A 21,098-nucleotide genomic window follows, 5' to 3' on the forward strand; every position below is an offset into this window, starting at 1 on the left:
CCGTGGTAACGCTCTGGTAACGCCGGCGAGCGGACTCGTCCGGAAGCGACAACCACCCTCCAGGTCGTCGCCTCAAGGACTGGTGGGCAGATGAACCTTGCCGCCCCCCTGCCTCGCCGACGGCAGCACCGCCTCACGGAGCGTTTTCGGCATCTCATCCCACGTCCGCCCATCGAGCTCTCGCCCCGTCCGTGACTTGAACACGCCCCCCCACTGCTTGAAGAAGAAAGGCACGCGTGCACGCCGGCACTGATCGCGGATCGATCGCACCCACTCAGGCGCCATCGGTCGCGCGCGGTGCCCGCTCTCCCCCCCGACGATCACCCAGTGGATTCCCTCCAGCGGCAGGTCGTCGATCGGCCCGAGCAAGGGCTCGATGCTCAGGAAGCGCACATGCGCGGGGACTCGGCGCAGGTGCTCGATCCGCTTCGTGTAGACAGCATTCTCGACGCTCACGCCCATCCAGATGTTCGGCGCGAACGCAAGGCGCGGCGCGACCTCCTCCAGCCGCGCGGCCCGCTTCGTGAGTACCTGGAACTGATGCTGCTTCGCCTCGCCCATCACGGCGAAGACGCGCTGGACAAAGTCGAGCGGGATGTCCTCGTGAAACAGGTCGGACATGCTGTTTACGAAGATCAGCCGCCCGCGCTTCCAGCGCAGCGGCAACTCCAGCGCCGCCGGGACGAGCCGGAGATCGAATCCCTGTTCGAACGGATGCCCCGGCACGCCGCGGAAGCGCTCGGCAAACGTTTCGGCGTAACAATTCTTGCAACCGGGGGAGATCTTCGTGCACCCTCGGACGGGGTTCCACGTCGCGTCCGTCCACTCGATCGCGCTCTGGTCGCTCATGGTCTGCTCATCCTGGGCACGTGTGCAGTATCGTAGAGTGAGATCGAACGGACAAGGGGGTTTGCCGCATGGGGAGCAACACGGGCGTTCCCGCGGAGTATCAGGGCCGAGAGCAGAGCTACCTGAAGCACCGCGTGCTCAAGGAGTATCTCCTCGAGTGGGGCATCAAGTTGGGTTCGGTCGCGAGACGGGGGCTTCCGGTGCGCCTCTGCTACGTCGACTGCTTCGCCGGGCCATGGGAGGCGAAGGATGCCGCGTTCGCCGACACGTCGATCGCGCTCGCCCTCGACGCACTCGAGGCCGCTGCCGCGACGTGGAGGAGCCAGGGCTCCTCGATCGCCATCGATGCCTACTTCGTCGAGAAGGACAAGGACTCGTTCGCTGCCCTCCAGCAGATCCTGGCGTCCCGATCGGGCAACGTCAGAACACAAGCGTTCCGCGGTGAGTTCGGAGATCACGGCGGCACGATCCGAGCCTGTCTCAAAGAAGATCCAGCCTTTGTCTTCGTGGATCCGACGGGCTGGAAGGGAGCGGAAATACACCGCATCGCGCCCCTGCTCTCTGACGGCAAGATGCGGGACGTTCTCGTGAACGTCATGTTCGACCACATCAATCGGTTCAAGGACGACCCCCGGCGGTTCCTGCGTACGCAGATGCGGGAGTTCTTCGGACTCGACGATCGCGACATGCCGCCTGGTCTCGGAGAGGAAGAGCTCTTCGCGCTCTATCGGCGGCAGATCAAGCTTCACTGTGGCATCGCATATGCTGCCGATCTGGCGATCCCGCATCCAACCATGTCACGCACGAAGTTTCGGCTGGTTGTCGGTGGCAAGAACCCAGCAGTGCTTGAGGTGTTCCGTGGCATAGAAAAGAAAGTGATCGGTGTGGAGGCTGCCGCAGTTCGCGAGCAAGCTGTCTCACAGGCCAAAGAGGCGCGGACCGGCCAGCTCCCTCTGCTAATGGCGCCGCCAGCGACGGACCTGCACTACGAATCGTTTCACGCGCGCGCTCTCGCACAGGCCCCTCGCGATATCCTGGAGCGCATCGGGCAGCGACGAACGGTGAGGTTTGCCGATCTTTGGCCCGAGTTGCTGGAAGTCCATCACCTGACGAAAACGCAACTCGCGCAGGTGATCTGGCAGATGCACGAGCAGGGTGAGATTTGCATCGAGAACAAGCAGCACCGCGAACGGTCAGTGAAGGACGACCACGTTCTCGCCCTGGTCAGGTTGGCGTAATCTCCGGTTGTGTCGAGAGCAGCGTCAGCCTCCACCCGAATGCACCGTCGAGCGTGCGGGCTGCTTCCATCGCTCTGCGCCCCGAGGGGTGAGCCCACCGTCAGAGGCCGATCTGCACGCCGATCATGAACGACAGCAAAGGCGTCGTCTTGGTACTTGCGGCGAACTCCGCTTCCGTTATTCGCGGACATGGCATCGTTGCGGGGGCACCGCACGTCCCGCCCTCGCGCCCAGCAATCAACGTTCTGTTTTTCGCCAGTATTGCGTTGTCAGGGCCATTGGCGAACGGCACCATCACGCCGGCGAATACATTAAATCATTGCTGGCCTGCTGTTGTTATAGCTCAGAAAACTGACTCCACCTGACACGCCTGGCGAAAACATCACCGCACTAGATAGGTTCGAGTCGAAGGGGGCGAAAGTCAGGGGACAGCTGATGTCCACATCCCACCCGCGGACTTTCAACCCCAACGAGGGTCCGGTAATGACTCCGCCCCCAAAGAAAATTTCATCGCGCTGAACAAGGATACCATCGTCTAATCGATAGCTCCGGTGTCCTGCCGGTAGCGTGACGATTGCTGTTCCGGATCTGATCGATATGCCATTTATTACGAATGGCGCTTCTGCGCGGCTCCACTTCGGAGTACAGAGACAGAGAAGACCTATGATTGCTGTTGTGCTGTGCCTAATTAAGGGAGTGGACACGCTGGTCTCCTTTCACTAATGCCAGGGTGACACTGTGTCGGGCTTGTTGGCGTTCGATGCTACGCATGCTGGCGTCAGCACGCCGGATGTACTGAGCTAGGATTCGTAGGGCGACGAGCGCAACTACCCGGCGGGTAGTTGTGTCAAGTCGGAGGGCAGTAGCTACTGTCCACTCTGTACGTATTATGCTATAGGTTTCTCGGGGAAGTGGGCTCCGCTACGTTTGCCTGGTGGGGCACCAACCGGACGATGGGAGGGGGCCGATGAACCGTTGTTTCAACGAGCTGGCCATGCGCATCAAACAGGTATCGACTCTTCAGGAGTTGGCCGGTCACGTGATGGACCATCTGCCCGCGCTCACTCAGGCTCCTGTCACTGGGTTCTTGTTCAGGGAACCTAATGGTATTTTGAGGGCGGTTGAATTTAGTGGCCACGATCAGCGGCTCGCGCAGCACTACATCGAGCGTGGTGTTCCACATGATGAATTGGTCCGTGCCATCTTTGAGCTCGGTAATCCCATGCATGATATGATGCTGCATGAGGAGCACGAATGGCGCCGGCATCCGATGTGGCTAGAATTTGGGCGTCGTGAAAACTTGAGGCATTATGGCGCAAGCCCGATCATTGTCGGTAATGTTGTAAGAGGGGCCATCGCAGGTGCACGTAGGGATGGCGACCAACCGCTGGACGCCCAAGACCTGCTTACCCTTGCGGCTGTATCATTGCACATGCAGGATAGAATCGCGCAGCTAGAAAACCACAGGCCTCGGGTCCTCTTCGATTCGCTGAGCCGTCGACAGTTCGCCATCTGTGAAGAGGTGTCTCGCGGTCTATCAAATTTGGATATTGCGCGCCTCCTGGGTATATCGGTCGACGGTGTGAAAGCGCACCTGAAGCAGATCTTCGCTACGGTTTGCGTGGAGTCGCGAGACGAGCTTGCAAAGGAGTTTCTGTTCTGGTTCTCGGGCAGGATGAAGCACACGTCCCGAGGTCCGTAGACCGCGGGGCGGGGGCTAAAGAGACACCTGGGGCAGCGGGCCCCGTGGGCATGGCCGACTCAGCCAGCGAATGGCGCTATGCAGCAAAAGGTGACGGCGGTATCCGCATTGGGCTGCGCCTCACCGATCGGATCGCCGCCGTTCGCGAGGCACGTGCCCAGGCATGTAGGGTATCCGTCCCGCCACCCCCATCCTTCCGCTTCCGTCCTCGGTCATGCATGTATGCCCGTCGAAGGGAGGTTCGTCATGGCTACGAGGACGACCAAGGCCGAGCGTCGTTGGCGGCGCATCGTCGAGAAGTGGCGGCGTAGCGGTTTGCCCGCGCGCGCGTTTGCGAAGCGCCATCGGATCAGCCCGGTCACGATGTACTGGTGGAGCAGTCGACTCGGCAGACAGGATGCGGCACACGACTCCGAATGCGCTCCCGCTGCGCCGACGTTTTTGCCGGTCGAGATCATCGACGACGCCCCGTCGGGCTCGATGTCCGCACCGATGACCCTGGAGGTCGTTCTTCCTCGCGGCGAGGTGATCCGCGTGCCTCCTGGCGCTGACCTCGCCCAGCTCGGCCGTGTTGTCGCGGCGCTGCGCGGAGTGTTCGAATGATCCCCGCGCGGATGGCCATTTACGTCGCCACCGAGCGGCTCGATCTGCGCCGCTCGTTCGACGGGCTCTCCGGGGTCGTGCGCGACGTGCTGCGCGAGGATCCGCTCTCGGGCGCGCTGTTCATGTTTTTCAACAAGGCGTCCGACCGGGTCAAGATCCTCTGGTGGGATCGGACGGGCTATTGCCTGCTCTACAAGCGCCTCGAGCGCGGGACGTTTCGCGTGCCGAAGGGGCTCGAGCCCGGCGCGACGCGCATCCCGATCGAGGCCTCCGAGATGGCGAGGCTCCTCGAAGGGATCCAGCTCCCGCCGACGAAGCAGCGCACCCGCGCGCTCGAGCCGGGTTCCATCAAGTAAAACTTTCCTCTTTACAAGAGAGCCACGGAGCGTGTACGGCACGTCCCGTGACAAACCCTGAGCTCGAGGCCAAGGTCGTCGTTCTGGAGAGCCGCCTCGCGGGAGCCTCCCGCGAGCGGGACAAACTCAGCCACGAGCGGGACAAGTTCCGGCATGAGCGGGACGAGTATCGCAAGCTCTACGAGCTCGCCAGCATCGAGCTCGAGCGATTTCGTCGCCATATCTTCGGTCGCAAGGCCGAGCAGATCGATCCGGCGCAGACGCAGCTCGCTTTCACCGCGGTCGTCGAGGCCCTCGGCGGCCTCGAGCGGCTCTCCGAGCAGACGCCGGATGCGGCTCCGCCTTCCGATCGGCCCTCCGGAGAGAAGCTACCGGATGGCAAAAAGCCAAAGCAAAAGGACCGCAAGGTCACGCCGCATGGGCGGCAGATCTTACCCGAGCACCTGCCCGTCCACGAAATCGAGCTCCTCCCGCCCGAGGCCAAGGGCGAAGGCGCCGCGTCCCTCGTGCGGATAGGCGAAGAGGTGAGCGAAACGCTCGAATGGCGGCCCGCGAGCCTCGTGCGGGTCCGGGTCATTCGTCCGAAGTTCGCGACGAAAGGCAAACCCGAGGAAGGCGTGCGCGTCGAGCCCGCGCCCGAGGCGCCCATTCCGCGCTGCATGGCTGGCCCCGGGCTGATCGCGCACGTCATCGTGAGCAAGTACGGCAATTCGTTGCCACTCCACAGGCAGGAGAGGATCTTCGAGCGAGAGGGCGTCTCCCTCGCGCGCTCGACCCTGTGCAACTGGGTGGGGGCCTCCACGGGCTTGCTCAAGTACGTCGTCGACGCGATGCTCGTCGACGCGAAAACCGCGCATTGCATCGCGATGGACGCGACCGGCGTGCTCGTGCAGGCAAAGGAGAAGTGCCGGAGGGGCTACTTCTGGGTGCTCGTCGCCGACCAGGACCACGTCCTCTTTCGCTTCACGCCCCGGCATACCCAGGACGGGCCGAGAGAATTCCTGCGCGGTTACAAGGGCTATGTACTCGCCGATGCGCACAATGTCTACGAGCTGCTCTATCGCACCGAGGACGTAACCGAGGTCGGCTGCTGGGCCCACTGCAGGCGCGGTTTCTTCAAGTCGCTCTCGTCCGACAAGGAGCGCGCCCTCGCGGCGCTCGGGTTCATCGGAAAGCTTTACGCAATCGACGCCGAGACCAAGGAGCTGCCGCCGGCTCGCCGGACGGAGGAGCGCCGGAGGCTCGCCACGCCCGTGCTCGAGGCCTTCCGCATCTGGCTCGACGTGGAGGCGCTCGTCGCCTTGCCCAAGAGCCCCATCGGCCAAGCCATCGGCTACGCTCGCAATCAATGGGCGCCGCTCACGCGATTCCTCGACGACGGTCGTCTGCGCCTCGACAACAATGGGTCCGAGCTCGAGCTGCGCCGCCAGGCGGTCGGCCGGAAAAACTGGCTCTTCGTCGGCAGCGACGAGGGCGCCGAGTGGAATACCATCGCCGTCTCGCTCATCGCCTCCTGCCAGCTCCACGGCATCGAGCCCTGGGCATACCTGCGCGACGTGCTCATCCTGCTGCCGGATTGGCCCCGCGACCGGGTCCTCGAGTTGTCCCCCAAGCACTGGAAGCAAACCCTCGAGCAGACAGACGCTCGTGAGCGGCTCGACAGGGGCATCTGGCGCCGCATTTCGAGCACGCCGCCCTCGTCCTGACTTCGAGCGCGGTGCGGTCGTGGGGGCCCTCGAATCCGCGCCTTCGTCGGCTAGGGTTCGTCGGACACGAACATTCCGAGCAGGCCTCGAAGGTGCGTCGGACGTCGACGTCGCTTGTTCGCCACGCTCGGACGGTTCGGTCGAGCCGCGACGCCGCGACGAGCTCTCGATGCCTCCCGGGCGACCATCAAGGCCCTCGGGCGCACCCGCGCGGTTGCCACCTACGCTTCGGCCCCCCGCAGAACCACGCTTTCTCGCGGGCTTCGGGCGTGCTGCCTCTCCCAGAGGTCCATCCACGACGAACTCGTCACGCTGCGGCATCGCGGCGGAAGGTTACGCAGCAGCCTCGAGCGACGCCATGATGCGGGAGGCCGAACGGATACCATGTAGGCGAGGTCCGTGATGCTCTTGCTCCCCATGACCCGGCCCAGAGGGGGCACGTTCGTACACTGCTCCGCGAAGGAAGAGAGCGGGTCACGGGCCCGCGTACGGCTTGAACCCGATGTGGCCCTTGCCAGGCGAACCGTCGTTGGCGGCGACGATCGCGCGGTTCTCGTCGAGCTGCTCGGAGAGGAACGCGATCTCGCGTTCGAGCCGTGCGCGCCGCTCGGGATCGGAGGTCGTGCGCTGCTCCTCGCGGCGCGCGGCGATCACGTTACCGAGTAGCATCGCGGTGTGATGGGCCTCGAAGGCGCGCGTGCCGGGGGTCATCGCCGCGGGAGCCGGCGACAGGCGCAGGGCGATCGCGATGGCCGTGATCAGCGCGGCCACGAGCGCGAGGATCGCGAACAGGATCGAGGACGTGAGGACGTAGACGCCGATCGCGACGAGGATGGGCAGCCCGAACAGGAGGAACACGCGCAGGGCGACGACTGCGGGCGAGGGCCGGGTCACGGCGTCTGCGCGGTCGCGCAGTTCCTCGGTGCGTCGCTTGAGGTCCTCGAGCCTCTCGAGCAACTCTTCGCGTGTGGGCGGTTGCTGGGCGGGCGGGTCGTTCATCGATGCCAGCGTAGACCACCGCGTATGGGCAGGACAACGAGCGCAGGATGTTCGGCAGCGGGACCCAGAGCTGGACCGCGCGCGCGCGGAGTCGCTTTCCGCCATTACTTGACGAGCCGTACGGGGTCGGCTAGGCGCGGATGAGCTCGAATGAAACCGATCGACATCTTCTTCTCCTACTCGCACCGTGACGAGGCCATGCGTGACGAGCTCGCAGCCCACTTGTCCAGCCTTCGGCGGAGCGGGTTGATCCACGAGTGGCACGACCGGCTCATCCCAGCCGGCGAGAGCTGGAAGCACGCCATCGACGTACATCTCGAGAAGGCGCACCTCGTGCTGGTGCTCGTCAGTGCCGATTTCATCGCGTCCAACTACTGCTACGAAATCGAGATGAAGCGTGCGCTCGAACGCCGCGAGGCCGGCCAAGCGCACGTCGTCCCCATCATCGTGCGTGCCTGCGATTGGCACCAAACACCGCTCGGGGCGCTACAGGCTCTCCCGAAAGACGCCAAACCCGTCGCGGAGTGGCAGAGTCGCGACGCTGCGTGGACGGACGTCGCGCGGGGAATCAGAGCCGTGGTCGAAGGCTTGGCCCGTCCTTGACCGGCGGCCATCAAGGATCATCGAGGAACACCAGCACGCGCGTGTCCTTGGCGTTCGGTGGCGCGAGCCGAAGCCCGATGCATAGCGCCGTTGTCTTGATGTAGTTGTGGCTCGCGGTGAATTGCATACTAGGGAGAAGCTGTCCAGGCTCCCAGATCTCGATCTGGATGCCTTTTCCGTGGATCAGCTCACCCAGTACAATAGGTACCGGCTGCGGCGGCGTTGCAAACAGCTTCTCCGAGTTTGCGTGCGCCGACGAGTACGGGACACACGTGCGAGATGCGGTTACTCCTGGTCGGCGGAAGCATACGAGCGCATCCTTGGACGGCTCGTTGCCGTTGATGAATGCGTGAGCTAGCCGGAGCGAATAGCGCTGCTCGGCGCTGAGGTTCTCGCTGCACGCGCCCAGCACGCGCGCCCTTGCAGAACCACATTTCCCGCACATCGCCTGACCATCGAGGCACACGTCCGGGAGTTTCTTCCGGTTCTCGGCATCGGCTTGGCAGTCGATTCCGCCGCAGCACGAAGATGCGTAGATGCCGGTAGGCATGGTGGTCGTGTGGGGCGCGAGAGGCGTCGCAGCGACCGGGGTGGGCGCGATGGCGGCTGGCGCCGCAGGAGCGTTCTCGTGTGCCGTCTTTTGCCACGCGAGGTATACGGCGTAGCCCAGAAGGCCAAGCCCGACGGCTTTGCGTATCATTGCGCCACGTGCGCTGGTCGCGGCCGTGGCGGGCTGGGGAGCCGGTTGATGAGGCGCATATTGTGCCTGCATCGGGGAAACGGCTGGCGTCTGGTAGTGCTGCCCCAGTGGCGCATGCATGGGCATACTCACCGGCGCATCGACATACCCCTCGGACGCAAGTAGGCTCTTGACAATGCCGTAGATGCCCTCCGCGACCACAGTCCAAGCCTCATCGCGATTGGACCAGCTCTCGACGAACCCCTTGCCAGGCAGGGTGGCTACACCGGCGGGAAACACGCGGGTCGTATTCAAGGCGTGGTGCCTGACGAGGACCGGAACGGCCCTCGCCGTATGCCGCTCTTGTCGTTCATAGGCCCACTGCTCCTCGTTCCGACATCGCTCGTTATTATCGAAATTAACTGTGCGCAGAAGTACGATAATGCGCGCTTGCGTGAACCAGGTATCGAGGACGGCGTGGATGTTCTGCCCAGCGGTGACCTTACCCCGGTGCGCGACGCGGATGCGACCCTTGTTCACGAAGCGCGCGAGGTGCCTCTCGAGCGTCTCGCAAGACGCTGCATCTTCCGGCGCAAAGGAGATGTACACGTCGACCGGGGGAGGCATCACACCAGTCCCAGCATACATGTCTGGCCCTCCATGGGAAAGAACTTTGCGCTCTGACGTTCCAGACTGGCACGAGCGCCAAACCCCAGGCAAGTCCGGCATGAGCGTCGCCAACTGAGGGCGGGCAGCCAGGTTTGCGTCCACCTTGACGTCGATTGTCGAACATCCGTATCGTCTTCCCGACCTCGCGCGAAACTCGCCCGGGCCAGGAGCATGCAGCATGCCGCCGCGACACCGACGTAACGATCAGCAGGGTGACAAACGGGGCGCATCTACGCAAAAAGAGCGGAAGCTATCACCAGCAGCGTCGGCCAAGGGCAAGTGGACGCAGATAGCCATTCTGCTTCGGCGGATCGCGGATCTTCTCGACGCGCCGGAAGATCACGAGATCCCCGGCGGAGGTCTCCGTCGCCGCCCTGTCCGATTCAATGCTCCTGTGGTACCGCCACTTCATCCACCGAGCGAGGAGGACAGGCGACGTGCGAGGGAAGAACTGCGACGTCTGGGTTACAAAATAATCAAATAACTGGACACGCCACGCCGTTTCTCTCCTCGAGCCGCCGCTGCCGGGGGGGCGGTGGCGCCACCCTCTGTTCGCCTGGATGGCCCCGGCTTGAAATCCGTTTGCCCACGGAGGTCGGTCGTGGCACGGGCAGCAACCTTCACAGCGGTGGGAGATGGCAGGTCCTCCTTCGAGATGCCTACATTGTCCTACCTTTCTTGGGAAGGTGCTTCGAATTCTGCGGACGAAACGCGCTGTCAACACACTGGGCCTAGTGAAGGGGGATCTATGCCCAGCGTAGGGCTGGGCGGGGTCCCTCCGAGGCCAACGTGGCCAGGTGGAGATCATGCGCGAGCAGAGGACTTACTTCGCAACCAAAAGGCAGGTTCGCAGCCAGAGCAGGGGATCTGGGAGGGCGTGGTGGCCGGAAGGCGGGGAGGAAGCCGAACAAGGGGTTGAAGGGGGCGACCACGCCTCGCGCCTCATCGACGCGGAGCTCGCGGGGGTGCTCGGCATCCTCGTTCGCGTTCGGCTCGAGGCGGTTCAGGTCGAGGCCGCGGAGGTCCGCTTCGACCTCGTCGACGCAGATGACGATATCCTCGCGAGCGGCTCCGTCCTGCTCCGGGGGGAGGCGTCTGAAGCTGAGCGGTCTTTCCGCGTCCGCGCCGAGCCACGTATCGTGCGGCGACACGTGGTCTGGGGCGTGCTGTTGTCGATGTACGAGGCGGTGCACCTGCGCTGGCAGGTACACGTCGTCGACCCGACCGGGCGGGTGCTGGCGCGGAAGATACTGGAGGACGAGATGCGCGCGGCGTGAATCTGTCGTTGCTCGATGGCCTTCCGAGAACAGACCCTCCTCCTACCTACACGCTAGCTCCTCAACGGTCACTCAGCGGTCTTCACCGCCATTTTGATCTGGTTTTGCAACGCCGTGCTTGGGGGGAGGATATGCTATGAGATCTGCGAGGATAAGATCTGCGAGCGCGTCGATGAATCTCGCCCTTCGACCGATTCTGTTCCCTTCCGGTACGTCAACGATCTGGATGCATACTTCGTCCCCCTCGTCCCCTTTCACTCCAATGCTACGCGGAGCTGCTCGTCGTTCACGTTTGCTTTTCATCGCCCCGAGCCTCCCTGCCTATAACGGCCGCAACATTCTTTGCCATCGCTCGATGACCTCCGGCAGCGCGGCCACGTCGATCGGCCTCTTCAGGCGGTCGAGATACTGGTCGATCGGGATGGGATACATCGCGTAAATACCGACTTTGCACCCTGACGGGGTACGAAATAGCCAAGCCTTGCCAAGCTGCCGGGATGGGGCGATGACCAAGGCGAACACCTCCTCGGAGCCTGGTTCCACGTCGCATGTATTGACGTACACCTCGCCGTCCAGCGGGACCTCGTAGTGTGTAGCGACCACGCGGGCGATGGAGCGGAGCACGTAACGGGGCCAGTCGTGGCTTGGGTCCCAGTTCGCTGCGAGCGACATCATGAACTCGGCGTGCCGCGGAGCACCCTCCGCTCGAACCTTCGAGGGGGTAGACGCTCATCCCGTTGGTATGGAGTACCCAATACGGTCGCCGCTCACTCGGTGGAATGGCGTAGATGTGCGTGGGGAAGAGCACGGGGTCGTCGTCCAGAACCGCAAACGCGGACTCCCCCACGTGTTGCGCGAAATGCGCGTCGATCGCCTCTTGATCGTCGATCATGTTGCTATTTGGTCCGCGCCGCGATCGTCAGGTTGAGCGCCGTGCGGTGGAACTCCTCGAACATGCGCGCGGCTTCTTCGTCGGTCAGGGCGTAACCATGGAACTCTTTGCGTCCCTCTGCATTGATTGCCCCCTGCTCGACGTACACGCACCCATCACTCCCGACCGCCAGGAGCTGGAGACAGGCCCAGCGAAGCAAGCCTCGCGCGCCATGCTGCGCCCGTTCCTCGGCGGTGAGCGCGTAGCCGGCGAAGACGCGCCGGCCTGCGGGCGGCGTGTCTTCGAAGTGGACGTAGATCGTGCCATCACTTGCGAAAAGAAGCTCGGTCTGTAGGGTCTCCACGGTTCGATCTCCTTCCGGGATCACAACGGAACTCGGAGCTGCACGCGATCGGGGAGCGGCGCGGCGGCTCCCACGGAGGTGCTTCCCTTGATCGCGACGATGCCGGCCTTCTCCAGCCGGAGCAGTGCGGGCACGAGTGTCCCCGACACCGACATCTCGCAAAGGATGTCGCGCAGCCGCGCGAAGGAGACGAATCCGTCCGCGTCTGCCCGCATCCGCGACAACGTGTAGTGCACGAGGCCCTCGGCGTACGCGTTGCTGCCAAGCTTACGAAGAGCCAGAGCATAGTTCGCGATGTAGATCGCGGCGCTCTGGTAGGCCGGGTCCGCGCGCATGAGTTCGAGCAGGAGCAGCTCGCCGCGGTCGTCGTGTCCGACGGCGCCCGCTGAAACCTGGGTTGCCCTTGCAGAACGCGGCGGTGGAAGCGGCGGCAGGCGATCCGCAAGGCGCGGCTTGTGGAAGCGCTCGCGGATTTGGCGTACCACGGCACCTGCGAAAGCCCGGATGCGGCTCCAGCCCGAGGGGGGATCCACGACCGTATCGCGCGGCGGCTCGGAATGCGCCACGCTCACGCGTGTCCCACTCTGCGGGGGCAGCACGGGGCGGTCCATCACTGTTGTCGCTAGCTCATCATCATCGAGATTCGGTGCGGCACCCATGGCCCCTCCAGATCGTCACCGACCCGAGGCGACGGCGTATCGAGAGCGTGCGCGTGAAAAGGGACGCCTCGATTCGCCGCCGCCCGAGATCGGTGACGAGCGACCCGCAGAAGTGGACGATGGGACGTGTGCTCGCCCGAGCATATGCGCATCCCGATCGCCCACTTCTACGGGCCCGTTATTTTTGAGACTCGACCGAGCCGCATACACGGCTCGTCACCCCCGGGCGACTGCGCGCAGATGCGTCGATCCTGCCCGGGGGTCCAGTCCCAGGCTCGAACGCACGCCATGCGCAGCCGCCCGCGAGCGGCGAGATTTGCATAGTGCCGCTAATGTGCCGTTTCTGTCGCTGTCGGTGCCGGCCGCATCTTTCCTAGCTGCGCATCAACATCGGCGCGGAGAACGCGCCGTGCCGGATCCTCAGGACCGCCTCGGGCGCGCTCGTCGGCGTCGAGCAGCGCCTGTCCTTTCTTTACATCGCCGCGAGCCAGTGCATTGGCCGCGCGTATTGCGAGCGCAAGGTCCCACGCGGCCGCTGGCGTGCTTCCGGCGGGTGACGAGGGGCGCGCGGAGGGCCGTTGCCTTGACGGTCGATGATCAGCAGGCTTTTCGCCAGTGACGGGGACGGGTGCTGGTGTCTTCGGCGCGGCTCCCCTTGCTTGCACACGGGTGAGGGGCCTCGACTCCGCTTCCACCGTGGAGCTCGGCGCCGCACGGCTCTCGAACGCGCACAAATCGTCGCTCGGCGTGAATGCCACCACAGCAACCACAGCAGCGAGATTCGCGCACACCCGAAGCGGCACTCGAAGGAAGTCGCTAAGCAGCCGGGCAGACTCGTGAAAAAGTTGATTCAGGCGAGCCCGCAGGTTGTCGGACCACCACAACGGGAGAATGCACCTGTTTTTCCGCTGCGGCGGATTCACCCCGGGAAGCTCCAGCTTCTCGAGGGCCTCACGCAGCTCCTGCTTGCCGCGACGCAAGTGGGAATACGCCGTCGCGTAGGGGATGTTCAGGTCTCTCGCGATGTCGGCGACCGGCACGTCGTACACCTCGTGCTCCAGCATGACCCGCGCATGCTCGGGCCGGACGCTCTTCAGGCCCAGATCGAGGCTTCGACCGTGCTCGATCTCGCCCGTGACATCCAGCTCATCGGGTACGGCCTGTATTCCCTCGGCGTCGTCGAACAGGGCTTCGACCGACCTGCTCTCCTGCGACCGATGAGCGATCGCCGTCCATTTGACGCGATTCACCAGCCAGGCCTTGACCCGGCCCTCGTCCTCGGGAGGCGGCGGCGGTTTGTCTTCCGGGAACTTCAAGGCGGAGACGAGAGCGCTGCTGACGACATCATCGACGTCTTGGATCTCGACGCCGTGCTCCCGAGCGGTGTATTGCAGGAGCGCCATGTGCCGGCGCGCGATCTCCAGATACCGTCGGACGTCATCGGCTGGGATGTCTCTGGCCACGTGGATAAGGAGCACGAGAAGGCCAAATCTATGCAAGGAAAGAGCAGCCACCCGACAGAAACCTCTCGGAGCCCGGGCATGGTGATCCAAGGCACCGCCCGTGGGGGTCGGGAGAGCGGTAGGCATGCTCCTTGCCGTCCACCTCGACAAACCTACATCGGGAAGTTCGTAGCGGCCGCTACGGCCGTGGCGTGCGCGCTGATGACAGCGCCGGAGTGCAGGGCCGACGAGGCGCCTCACTACCGCATCGAGTTCTCGGCCGACCCCAAGCTGCCGGCGTGCGATCGCGCAAGCAGCTTCGAGGCGATGCTCGATAGCCACGTGTCCGAGGACGTACTCGAGCCGCCCGCCTCACGAGTTCTCGTGATGCACATCGGGCGCACGTCGAGCGGGACGTATACGGCTGACGTGAGGATCGAGAGCCTGGAGGGAACGACGATCGGCGAACCCCAGCACCTCGAATACCCCTCGGCGGTTAGCTGCTTCGAGGTCCTCTACAATGCAGCCTTCATCTCGGCGACGCAGATGGGCGCATTCAAGCCGCCAAAGAGCAAGCGGGATGGGGCCCCGCTCGTGCACTGTCCCGAAGAGCAACCAGCTCCCGCAGCTCCGCCGCCGAACGCGGTGCGAAAGGCAGCTCCGTCCACGACGAGGGTCACGGGAGCGACGAGACCCGCGGTGCTCGAACCGCGCGCGTCTCGGACGATGCGGGTGCAGGTCGGCCTCGGGGGAATGTTCTCGCTCGGGATGGCGCCGGAGGCGCTTGGCGGGATCCAGGCCGGGGTCGTGGCGCGGTGGCCAAAGTTGTGGTCGGTCGAGCTCGATGCACGATGGACGCCGGCGGTCGAGACGCGTCCGATCGGGCCCACGATCGTCGAGGTCACCACCATGTCGGCGGTCGCTGCGCCCTGCTTTCGCCCTGATCCGTTTGCGTTTTGCGGGCTTTTGGTAGTTGGGTGGCGTCAAGAGTCCACTGTGAATGTCATCGATCCCAATGGGGGCGGGGTCCCCGTTCTAGGCTCGGGTGCTCGTGTTGCAGCGGAGAGTCCACCCCTTGCGAGCCGATTCACGCTCCGCTTCGACGCTGATGTCGTCGTCTCGGGTGCGCATTGGCGCAGTACGACGAGGCGATTCGATTTCGGAGCGCCCGGCCCCGTGAGCGTCACCTTCGGGGCCTGGCTATTCGCCTCGCTCTGAACCTCACGAAGACGGAGTGAGGCAGCAGAAGGTGGTCGGCTGAGACAATACGACCTCACCAGCGACGGTTCCTCCCATCGGCTCGCACGCACCGGGCTCGTACGTGAGGACCTCCGCCGTCCTGGATGCGAGGGCGACTCCGGCGACGCTGAAATCCTGGCATGGATTGGGGTCGCCGGCAGACGAGAGCTTGATGGCGATCAGCTCGCTCGAACAGGCACTGTCGTCGAAAATCCGATAACGGATCTCGCAGACGCCCCCCTTCGGCAAGCCACATGTGCACGGCTCACAGAAGCGCAGGTCATCCACCGCGTCGTAAAACACGTGTTTGTCGTTCCATCCCTCGGGGCACGTTTCGTCTCCAGAATGGCTGATGCAGACGGAAAATCCCGTTTCTTGTGGTACGCACAGGGCCGAGTCGCTGCACGAAGGCCATTGCACGTCCGTTGCGCACGCCCGCACCGAGGTGGCAAACGGGCCGCCGCTGAACCGTGGCAGCTCGAATTCGGGTTCGTCCACGTGCGGAACACATGGCTGCTGCTCGAGGACGGGACGAGACACCGCAATGGATTGAACGCACGGGGCGCCGCCGCAAAGCTTGCCCGCGGCGATGGCGTCCTCGGTGGTGCAGGTGCCATCCCACCCCGCGGACGGATCGAGATTTGTCTTGACGCCCGACCCTGGATCGTTGCAGGGCGCCGAGCTGACGGTCCACGTCGTCGGCAGCTCGCACGATTCCAGAGGAGCATCGCAGGAGCAGGTGGGGCAGACGAGCGGCCAAGGCTCGGGCGCCGCCTGCCCCTCGAACACGACATTCGGCAGGCTCGCAGGACACTCGGCGAGGCTGATCGCGGCCCCGATCGCCACGTGAACTGGACCCTTCCACGCATCCGGGGGCTTCGGCGCGCAGTCGCCGGGGCAGAGGGCCGACTCGCCGTCGGCTGACGCCTCCGAGCCCGCGTCGCCACCGTCCGCGAAGCAGTGCGCGGGCAACGGCGGGGATCCGTCTGGACACGCCTCGGGGACGGGGCAGGGGCAGCACTCGTCCGTGACCCAGTCGGGGCAGTTGCTGCCGAGCTCGATGGTTCCGACGTCACAAGCCGTCGCGGAGACCAGGGCGGCCGCGGTTGGAAGCACGAGCAGGGCGGCGATGCGCAGCCGGGACAACATTCGGCGCAATGATAGCCTGTCGGGGCGGGCTTGGTCGAGCCCCCTGGGCAAACAGGAAAGCCTACGTCGTGCAGACACCGCTTACGCAGGAGTTGTCGACACACTGCTCGGGCTGGGTACACGACTCGCCCTGCAGTTTGGCGCAGCGGTTGTTCACGCACCGCCCGCTGATGCACTCGACGTGCGACGTGCAGAATGCCCCTGCGGTGATTTGGCATGCGCCGGCACCGTTGCAAGAGTAATTACCTGCACACACAGGGTCGTGGTACGTGTCGTTGTTGTACGCCGGCAAGGGTGAGCAGTTGCCCTCGGCATTGTTGCACCATGTGCAGGTCTCGTCGCATGCGGTCACGCAGCATGTGCCCTGTGCACAGAAACCGCTCTTGCATTCGGCATCGCTCGTGCACGCGGTTCCGAGACATTCGAGACAGGCGCCTCCGCCTCCGCAGTCGACGCCGGATTCGTAACCATTCTGTATGCCGTCATCGCATCGTGAGCAGACATGGTTCTTGCACTGCCCACCATCCGGACAGTCCTCGTACTCTACACAAGCCACGCATACGGAGGTGGGGTCCTCACTGCACACACCCGTCGAGCATTTCGTCCGTACCGGCAAGTTGACGGGCACGCACGCGTTGTCTTTACAAGTCCAAGAATAGCACTCCCCGCTCGGGCCGCAGTCGCTGGTGGTATTGCATAGTTCGCAGTTCGGGTTCTCCGGAGGGCAAATCAGCGTAGCCTCTTCGATGCCGAAAATCCGTCGGCAACCCGTCGCGATACCAAAAAGCGCAGCCAGCGTGAGAATGTGATATGCGCGCATGGCCTTCACTTGCAGAACTTGAGCACTGGGTCACAGGTCGTGCCGTAGATGGCGCAGTCGGCGCTCGATGCACAGGGCTTGCACGTCCCGGTGGCGAGATCGCACAGCTTGCTCGCGCAGTCGGTGTTGGTCTTGCACGTGTAGCCCGTTTGTACCTTGCACTGCCCCTTACCATTACAGACTTCCCCCGGGCTGTTGCACGTTTCATAATCAATCTTTCCCAAGGGGACCGCCTGACAGGCGCCGGACGTCGAGCACTCCTCGCAGGGGCCGTCGCACGGATTGTCACAGCATACCTTGCTCGCGCCGACGTTCGTGAAGACGCACTTCTTGGCCGCACATTCCAGGTCCTCTCCGCACGGCTGCCCGAGGCATGCGCCACAGCTCCCGCCGCAAAGTTCTTGGCCATCCGGCGTGATATCACCGCACGTGATGCAAGTGCCTTGGTCACAGCGTTCGTTCCAGGAACAATCGTTGTCCGTGACACACTCGACGCAGACGCCAGTCAGATCGCAGTATCCCAGGTCTCCGTTGTTCTTCGTGCATGGCTGGTGGATCCGGGGCAGGCGAACCGGGGTCCAGCCCTCGCACTTCCACTCGAAACATGGATCGCTGCTAAATGGAGTGTCCTGGAGAGCCACCTCGAGCTCGATTCCACCATGCCCGTCGCAAACCCACTGCCTGCAGTCGCCGCCCACCTCGAGTGAGGCCACGGGAACCGATTGGGGCCCATAGCTAGGAATGCAGACCCCGCTCTCGCACTTCCAGGTCATGCACGCCGTGCTGCCCCCGCAGTCCGTGCTGATGTTACATTGGGTCTCACACATCCCTGCCGTACATTCGCTGCGGCCATCACCGCACAGCGTGCCGTCGGGCTTTGGCCAATGCTTCGGCTCCCCGTCGAAACATTGATCTTCGGTGCACTCGTTCTCGTCGTCGGGTGGCGCGAGCTCGCTTGGACCGATGGCGCAGTACCCTTGCGTGCACGCTCTCCAGGCGCACGGCAGACCGGTACCACAGTCCTTGTTCGTGCTGCACGGGACAAAACACACGTCCCCGGCACAGGTCCCCTTGAGCGCACCATAGAAGCACGGATGCCCGTCGCCGAGGTACGTGTGCGTCAGCGTGCCGTTGTCGCAGGCGTCGATCGTGCACGGGTTGTGATCGTCCTCGGGTTGCGAGCAGTTCGACGACTTGCACGAAAATCCCGAGATGGTGGCAGCCAGGCCGGCGGCGAGCACCGCCGCGAGCGCACGTCCCCATGCCGTTCGTCGGTGCGGCGGGCGTTGCTGTCCAGGCGTGCGCAGGTCATCGACGGCGGCCATAGAGGTCCTCCTTCGGTGCGGTCGTCGCGGCGGGCGTGGTCGCGGGGGAAGGGGAGCTCGCGCGTCGCTGGGGCGGGGGTGCAGCCTGCGTCGGAGCGGCTTTAGCCGTCGTCTCGACGCGTGCGGGCGTATCCCTCGCGGACGAGGCATCGGAGGCAGGCAGAGGCGGTTGAGCCACGGCGGAGGACTCGGTCGGCCTCTCGGTCGGCGGCAACACCTTCGCTTCAGGTACATCGGATGCCGCAGCCGGCGAGACAGATTCACGGCCCACACGGATGCCGATCGCGAGGGCTACCAGCACCGCGACAAGGGATACGAGTGCAGCAACGAGTGGGCCGCGAAGCTTGCTCGAGGCAGATGCATCGAGCTGCGGAGTGGTGACTGCTGCCGCCGGTGGTGTCGCTGCTTCGTTCACGCGGCCGAGCTGCGGGACCGGAGCTGTCTGCTCCGCGGATCGTGCCGTGGCGCCGAGCTCCGGCAACGGCGCTGTTGGCGCGTGCGGTAGAGCAGGGTGCGCTGCAGCAACCGGCGCAACATCCGGACGCGACGGCACACGTGCGCTATGCTCCGGCTCGCCGAGAACCTTCGCCACGCGCTTCGAATACATCGTCGTGTGCTCGGAGCCGAAGGGCGCCAGAGCCGCCGCTAGCGCGGCGACGCTGGCAAACCGCACAGCTTGGTCCTTCTCCAGGCAACGTAGGAGCACGGCCTCCATCGCTTCGGGTAGACCGCGCCGGAGCTCACGCGGCTTCCACGGCGGACGATGCAGAACCGCGTGCATCATCGACTGGATCGAGTCGACGTCGTCGTGGTGAAACGGCATCTTGCCGGTCAAGAGGTGGAACAACGTCGCGCCGAGCGCCCACACGTCGGTCCGCGCATCCACGCGGGTCGTCGCTGCGAACTGCTCCGGCGCCATGTACGGCGCGGATCCCATCGGTTGCGAAGGGTCGAGCTTCGCCGTGCTCGCATTCGCCCACTTCGCGATGCCGAAGTCGAGCACCTTGATGCACGACGTGCCGTCGAGCGCGCGCGTGAGGAACAGGTTCGCGGGCTTGATGTCCCGGTGCACGATCCCGATGGAGTGCGCCTCTGCGATGGCCTCGCATGCCTGAAGGATGGCGTCCGCCGCTTCCTCCGCGGGAAGCGGCCCGCGCTCGCGGAGCACGTGCGAGAGGTCGTTCCCCTCGAGGTGCTCGAGCACCATGTACGGCGTCCCGTCCTCGAGCGCAGCGACGTCGAGAACACGCGCCACGTGCTGACTCCGAAGGCGCACGGCGGCGCGCGCCTCGCGCACGAAGCGAGTCACATCCGCCTGGCTCCCTGGCCCGAGCATGAACTTGATCGCGACGAGCTCATCGAGCGCGAGATGCCTCGCCGCGACGACGACGCCCATGCCTCCAGCGCCGAGCACACGCTCGACGCGGTACTTGTCGAGGAGGATTTGCCCGGGTTGAAAGGCGGTTTGCATGCGGGCTCCGGAGGGCCGGGTTCGTCAGAAGACACCACCGAGCACGAGGCCCGCGCCTTGCGGCGAAGCGTGGGGCGCGAGGACCCACGTACGGGCGGTTTTGTTCGGCGACTTCGGCGCCCCCGCGAGGAGGAACAGGGTGACGCCCGTGGCGACGACGACGCCTGAGGCGATCACCACGACCGTCGCGGTATCGGCGTACATGATCGCCTCGTTCCGAAGTGCGACGCCTCTCGGGTAACACTTGTTCGGGTCTTCGGGGCAATACTGCTTCGACTCCTTGTCGGTCGTGACCGCTGCAATGGAAAGCCCTCCGGCCACGGCGAGCCCCGCGAGCCCCACGCTGCCGACCACGATGCCGGCGACCCGCTGAGCCGTTCGCCCAGGAGGCGGCGGGCGCTCGACTTCGCCGAGGAGCGGCACGGCGAGCTGCTCGACGGTTCCCGGCGTCGTGAGTTGCACGGTCTTCTTCCAGGGCGTTCGATCCGGCGCCTTCGCCTCGACCACGTGCTCGCCGGGATCGACCGGGACCGGCGTTCCCCACTGAGCCTGCGGGAGCGGCTGACCGTCCCGCAGGATCGTGAGGCCCGGGATCCGGTGCGGCTCGGGAACGTTGACGGCGAGGCGCACGAGCTTGGGCTGAAGGGCCTGGGCGCGGCGTTCAGCTTCCTCGGCACGGGCGGTGTCGCCAGTGCGGCGCGCGAGGGCTGCGGCGTCCTCGAAGGTGATGTAGGCGCTTGCGGTGCGGTTGGTGCGCTCGTAGCAGTCCGCGAGGTTCAGGGCGGTGCCGACGGCGGGGTCGAGGCGCTGGCTCTCTTCGAGCTTGGGGCAGGCTTCTGGTGCGCGGCCCGCATCGAGGAGCTGGCGGGCTTCGGTGAACAAGGCGTCGGCGGTGGCCTTGTCGGCTGCGGTGGGTTCGGCCCGAGCCGGTGCTGCGAACGCTGCTGCGGCACAGACCACCCCCAAGGCCGCAAGCTTGGCTCGCGTGTGCATCCGTCTGGACCTTCCGGGTTGCGGGAGGAGTGTACAGGGGCATCCAGGTGGGGGACAACAGAGGTACTCATGCGGAGTCCCCCA

At 64.7% G+C, this 21,098-nt stretch carries 20 protein-coding genes; 8 read left to right on the forward strand and 12 right to left on the reverse strand.

Annotated features, from left to right (window positions below):
- Positions 1–72: 72 nt before the first annotated feature.
- The gene (locus tag KEG38_RS43225) at positions 73–849 is read right to left on the reverse strand and encodes a DUF5131 family protein (protein WP_272426614.1); all 777 of its coding nucleotides are present in this window, start codon (positions 847–849) and stop codon (positions 73–75) included.
- Positions 850–917: 68 nt separating this feature from the next.
- Between KEG38_RS43225 and tcmP the strand changes: the two genes are divergently transcribed.
- On the forward strand, positions 918–2,087 hold the full coding sequence (gene tcmP / locus KEG38_RS43230) for a three-Cys-motif partner protein TcmP (protein WP_272426615.1): 1,170 nt from the start codon (positions 918–920) through the stop codon (positions 2,085–2,087).
- Between the two features lie 100 nt (positions 2,088–2,187).
- Here tcmP and KEG38_RS43235 read toward each other — a convergent pair whose 3' ends face one another.
- Positions 2,188–2,385, reverse strand: coding sequence for a hypothetical protein (locus KEG38_RS43235; protein WP_272426616.1), 198 nt, complete (start codon positions 2,383–2,385; stop codon positions 2,188–2,190).
- A gap of 669 nt (positions 2,386–3,054) precedes the next feature.
- On the opposite strand from KEG38_RS43235, the gene KEG38_RS43240 reads away from it, so the two are divergent.
- The 4 genes from KEG38_RS43240 (at position 3,055) to tnpC (ending at position 6,454) form a co-directional block, all read left to right on the forward strand.
- Complete coding sequence (locus KEG38_RS43240; RefSeq protein WP_272426617.1) at positions 3,055–3,789, forward strand: helix-turn-helix transcriptional regulator; 735 nt, start codon at positions 3,055–3,057, stop codon at positions 3,787–3,789.
- 246 nt (positions 3,790–4,035) lie between these two features.
- On the forward strand, positions 4,036–4,392 hold the full coding sequence (gene tnpA, locus KEG38_RS43245) for an IS66 family insertion sequence element accessory protein TnpA (protein ID WP_272426618.1): 357 nt from the start codon (positions 4,036–4,038) through the stop codon (positions 4,390–4,392).
- Entirely contained in the window at positions 4,389–4,748 is a 360-nt protein-coding gene (gene tnpB / locus KEG38_RS43250) for an IS66 family insertion sequence element accessory protein TnpB (RefSeq protein ID WP_272426619.1), read from the forward strand. The genes tnpA and tnpB overlap by 4 nt, the downstream gene beginning before the upstream one ends.
- Before the next feature lie 47 nt (positions 4,749–4,795).
- Complete coding sequence (tnpC, locus tag KEG38_RS43255; RefSeq protein WP_272426620.1) at positions 4,796–6,454, forward strand: IS66 family transposase; 1,659 nt, start codon at positions 4,796–4,798, stop codon at positions 6,452–6,454.
- A 474-nt stretch (positions 6,455–6,928) separates the two neighbouring features.
- On the opposite strand, the gene KEG38_RS43260 is transcribed toward tnpC, so the two are convergent.
- On the reverse strand, positions 6,929–7,453 hold the full coding sequence (locus KEG38_RS43260; protein ID WP_272426621.1) for a hypothetical protein: 525 nt from the start codon (positions 7,451–7,453) through the stop codon (positions 6,929–6,931).
- A gap of 150 nt (positions 7,454–7,603) precedes the next feature.
- Between KEG38_RS43260 and KEG38_RS43265 the strand changes: the two genes are divergently transcribed.
- Positions 7,604–8,056, forward strand: coding sequence for a toll/interleukin-1 receptor domain-containing protein (locus KEG38_RS43265; protein WP_272426622.1), 453 nt, complete (start codon positions 7,604–7,606; stop codon positions 8,054–8,056).
- A gap of 10 nt (positions 8,057–8,066) precedes the next feature.
- Here KEG38_RS43265 and KEG38_RS43270 read toward each other — a convergent pair whose 3' ends face one another.
- Complete coding sequence (locus tag KEG38_RS43270) at positions 8,067–9,344, reverse strand: toll/interleukin-1 receptor domain-containing protein (RefSeq protein WP_272426623.1); 1,278 nt, start codon at positions 9,342–9,344, stop codon at positions 8,067–8,069.
- A gap of 866 nt (positions 9,345–10,210) precedes the next feature.
- Here KEG38_RS43270 and KEG38_RS43275 point away from each other — a divergent pair.
- The gene (locus tag KEG38_RS43275) at positions 10,211–10,681 is read left to right on the forward strand and encodes a hypothetical protein (RefSeq protein WP_272426624.1); all 471 of its coding nucleotides are present in this window, start codon (positions 10,211–10,213) and stop codon (positions 10,679–10,681) included.
- 321 nt (positions 10,682–11,002) lie between these two features.
- Here the strand turns inward: KEG38_RS43275 and KEG38_RS43280 are convergent, their stop codons facing one another.
- From KEG38_RS43280 to KEG38_RS43295, 4 genes are all read right to left on the reverse strand, one after another.
- Complete coding sequence (locus tag KEG38_RS43280; RefSeq protein WP_272426625.1) at positions 11,003–11,356, reverse strand: hypothetical protein; 354 nt, start codon at positions 11,354–11,356, stop codon at positions 11,003–11,005.
- 221 nt (positions 11,357–11,577) lie between these two features.
- Positions 11,578–11,916, reverse strand: a complete 339-nt coding sequence (locus KEG38_RS43285) for a hypothetical protein (protein WP_272426626.1) — start codon at positions 11,914–11,916, stop codon at positions 11,578–11,580.
- A gap of 20 nt (positions 11,917–11,936) precedes the next feature.
- Complete coding sequence (locus tag KEG38_RS43290) at positions 11,937–12,401, reverse strand: hypothetical protein (RefSeq protein WP_272426627.1); 465 nt, start codon at positions 12,399–12,401, stop codon at positions 11,937–11,939.
- Between the two features lie 503 nt (positions 12,402–12,904).
- A complete protein-coding gene (locus KEG38_RS43295; protein ID WP_272426628.1) occupies positions 12,905–14,038 on the reverse strand; it encodes an RNA polymerase sigma factor in 1,134 nt (377 codons plus the stop codon).
- A gap of 201 nt (positions 14,039–14,239) precedes the next feature.
- Here KEG38_RS43295 and KEG38_RS43300 point away from each other — a divergent pair, with 201 nt between their 5' ends.
- On the forward strand, positions 14,240–15,235 hold the full coding sequence (locus KEG38_RS43300; RefSeq protein WP_272426629.1) for a hypothetical protein: 996 nt from the start codon (positions 14,240–14,242) through the stop codon (positions 15,233–15,235).
- A 3-nt stretch (positions 15,236–15,238) separates the two neighbouring features.
- On the opposite strand, the gene KEG38_RS43305 is transcribed toward KEG38_RS43300, so the two are convergent.
- The 4 genes from KEG38_RS43305 to KEG38_RS43320 form a co-directional block, all read right to left on the reverse strand.
- Positions 15,239–16,405, reverse strand: a complete 1,167-nt coding sequence (locus tag KEG38_RS43305; RefSeq protein WP_272426630.1) for a hypothetical protein — start codon at positions 16,403–16,405, stop codon at positions 15,239–15,241.
- An 825-nt stretch (positions 16,406–17,230) separates the two neighbouring features.
- Positions 17,231–17,449, reverse strand: coding sequence for a hypothetical protein (locus tag KEG38_RS43310; RefSeq protein WP_272426631.1), 219 nt, complete (start codon positions 17,447–17,449; stop codon positions 17,231–17,233).
- Between the two features lie 1,084 nt (positions 17,450–18,533).
- On the reverse strand, positions 18,534–20,021 hold the full coding sequence (locus KEG38_RS43315) for a serine/threonine-protein kinase (protein WP_272426632.1): 1,488 nt from the start codon (positions 20,019–20,021) through the stop codon (positions 18,534–18,536).
- Between the two features lie 24 nt (positions 20,022–20,045).
- Positions 20,046–20,903 carry a hypothetical protein gene (locus KEG38_RS43320; protein ID WP_272426633.1) on the reverse strand — a complete coding sequence of 286 codons (858 nt, stop codon included), beginning with the start codon at positions 20,901–20,903 and terminating at the stop codon, positions 20,046–20,048.
- Between the last annotated feature and the right edge of the window lie 195 nt (positions 20,904–21,098).

This window comes from Polyangium jinanense, from assembly GCF_028435265.1.
GTDB classification, from domain to species: Bacteria; Myxococcota_A; Polyangia; order Polyangiales; family Polyangiaceae; genus Polyangium; species Polyangium jinanense.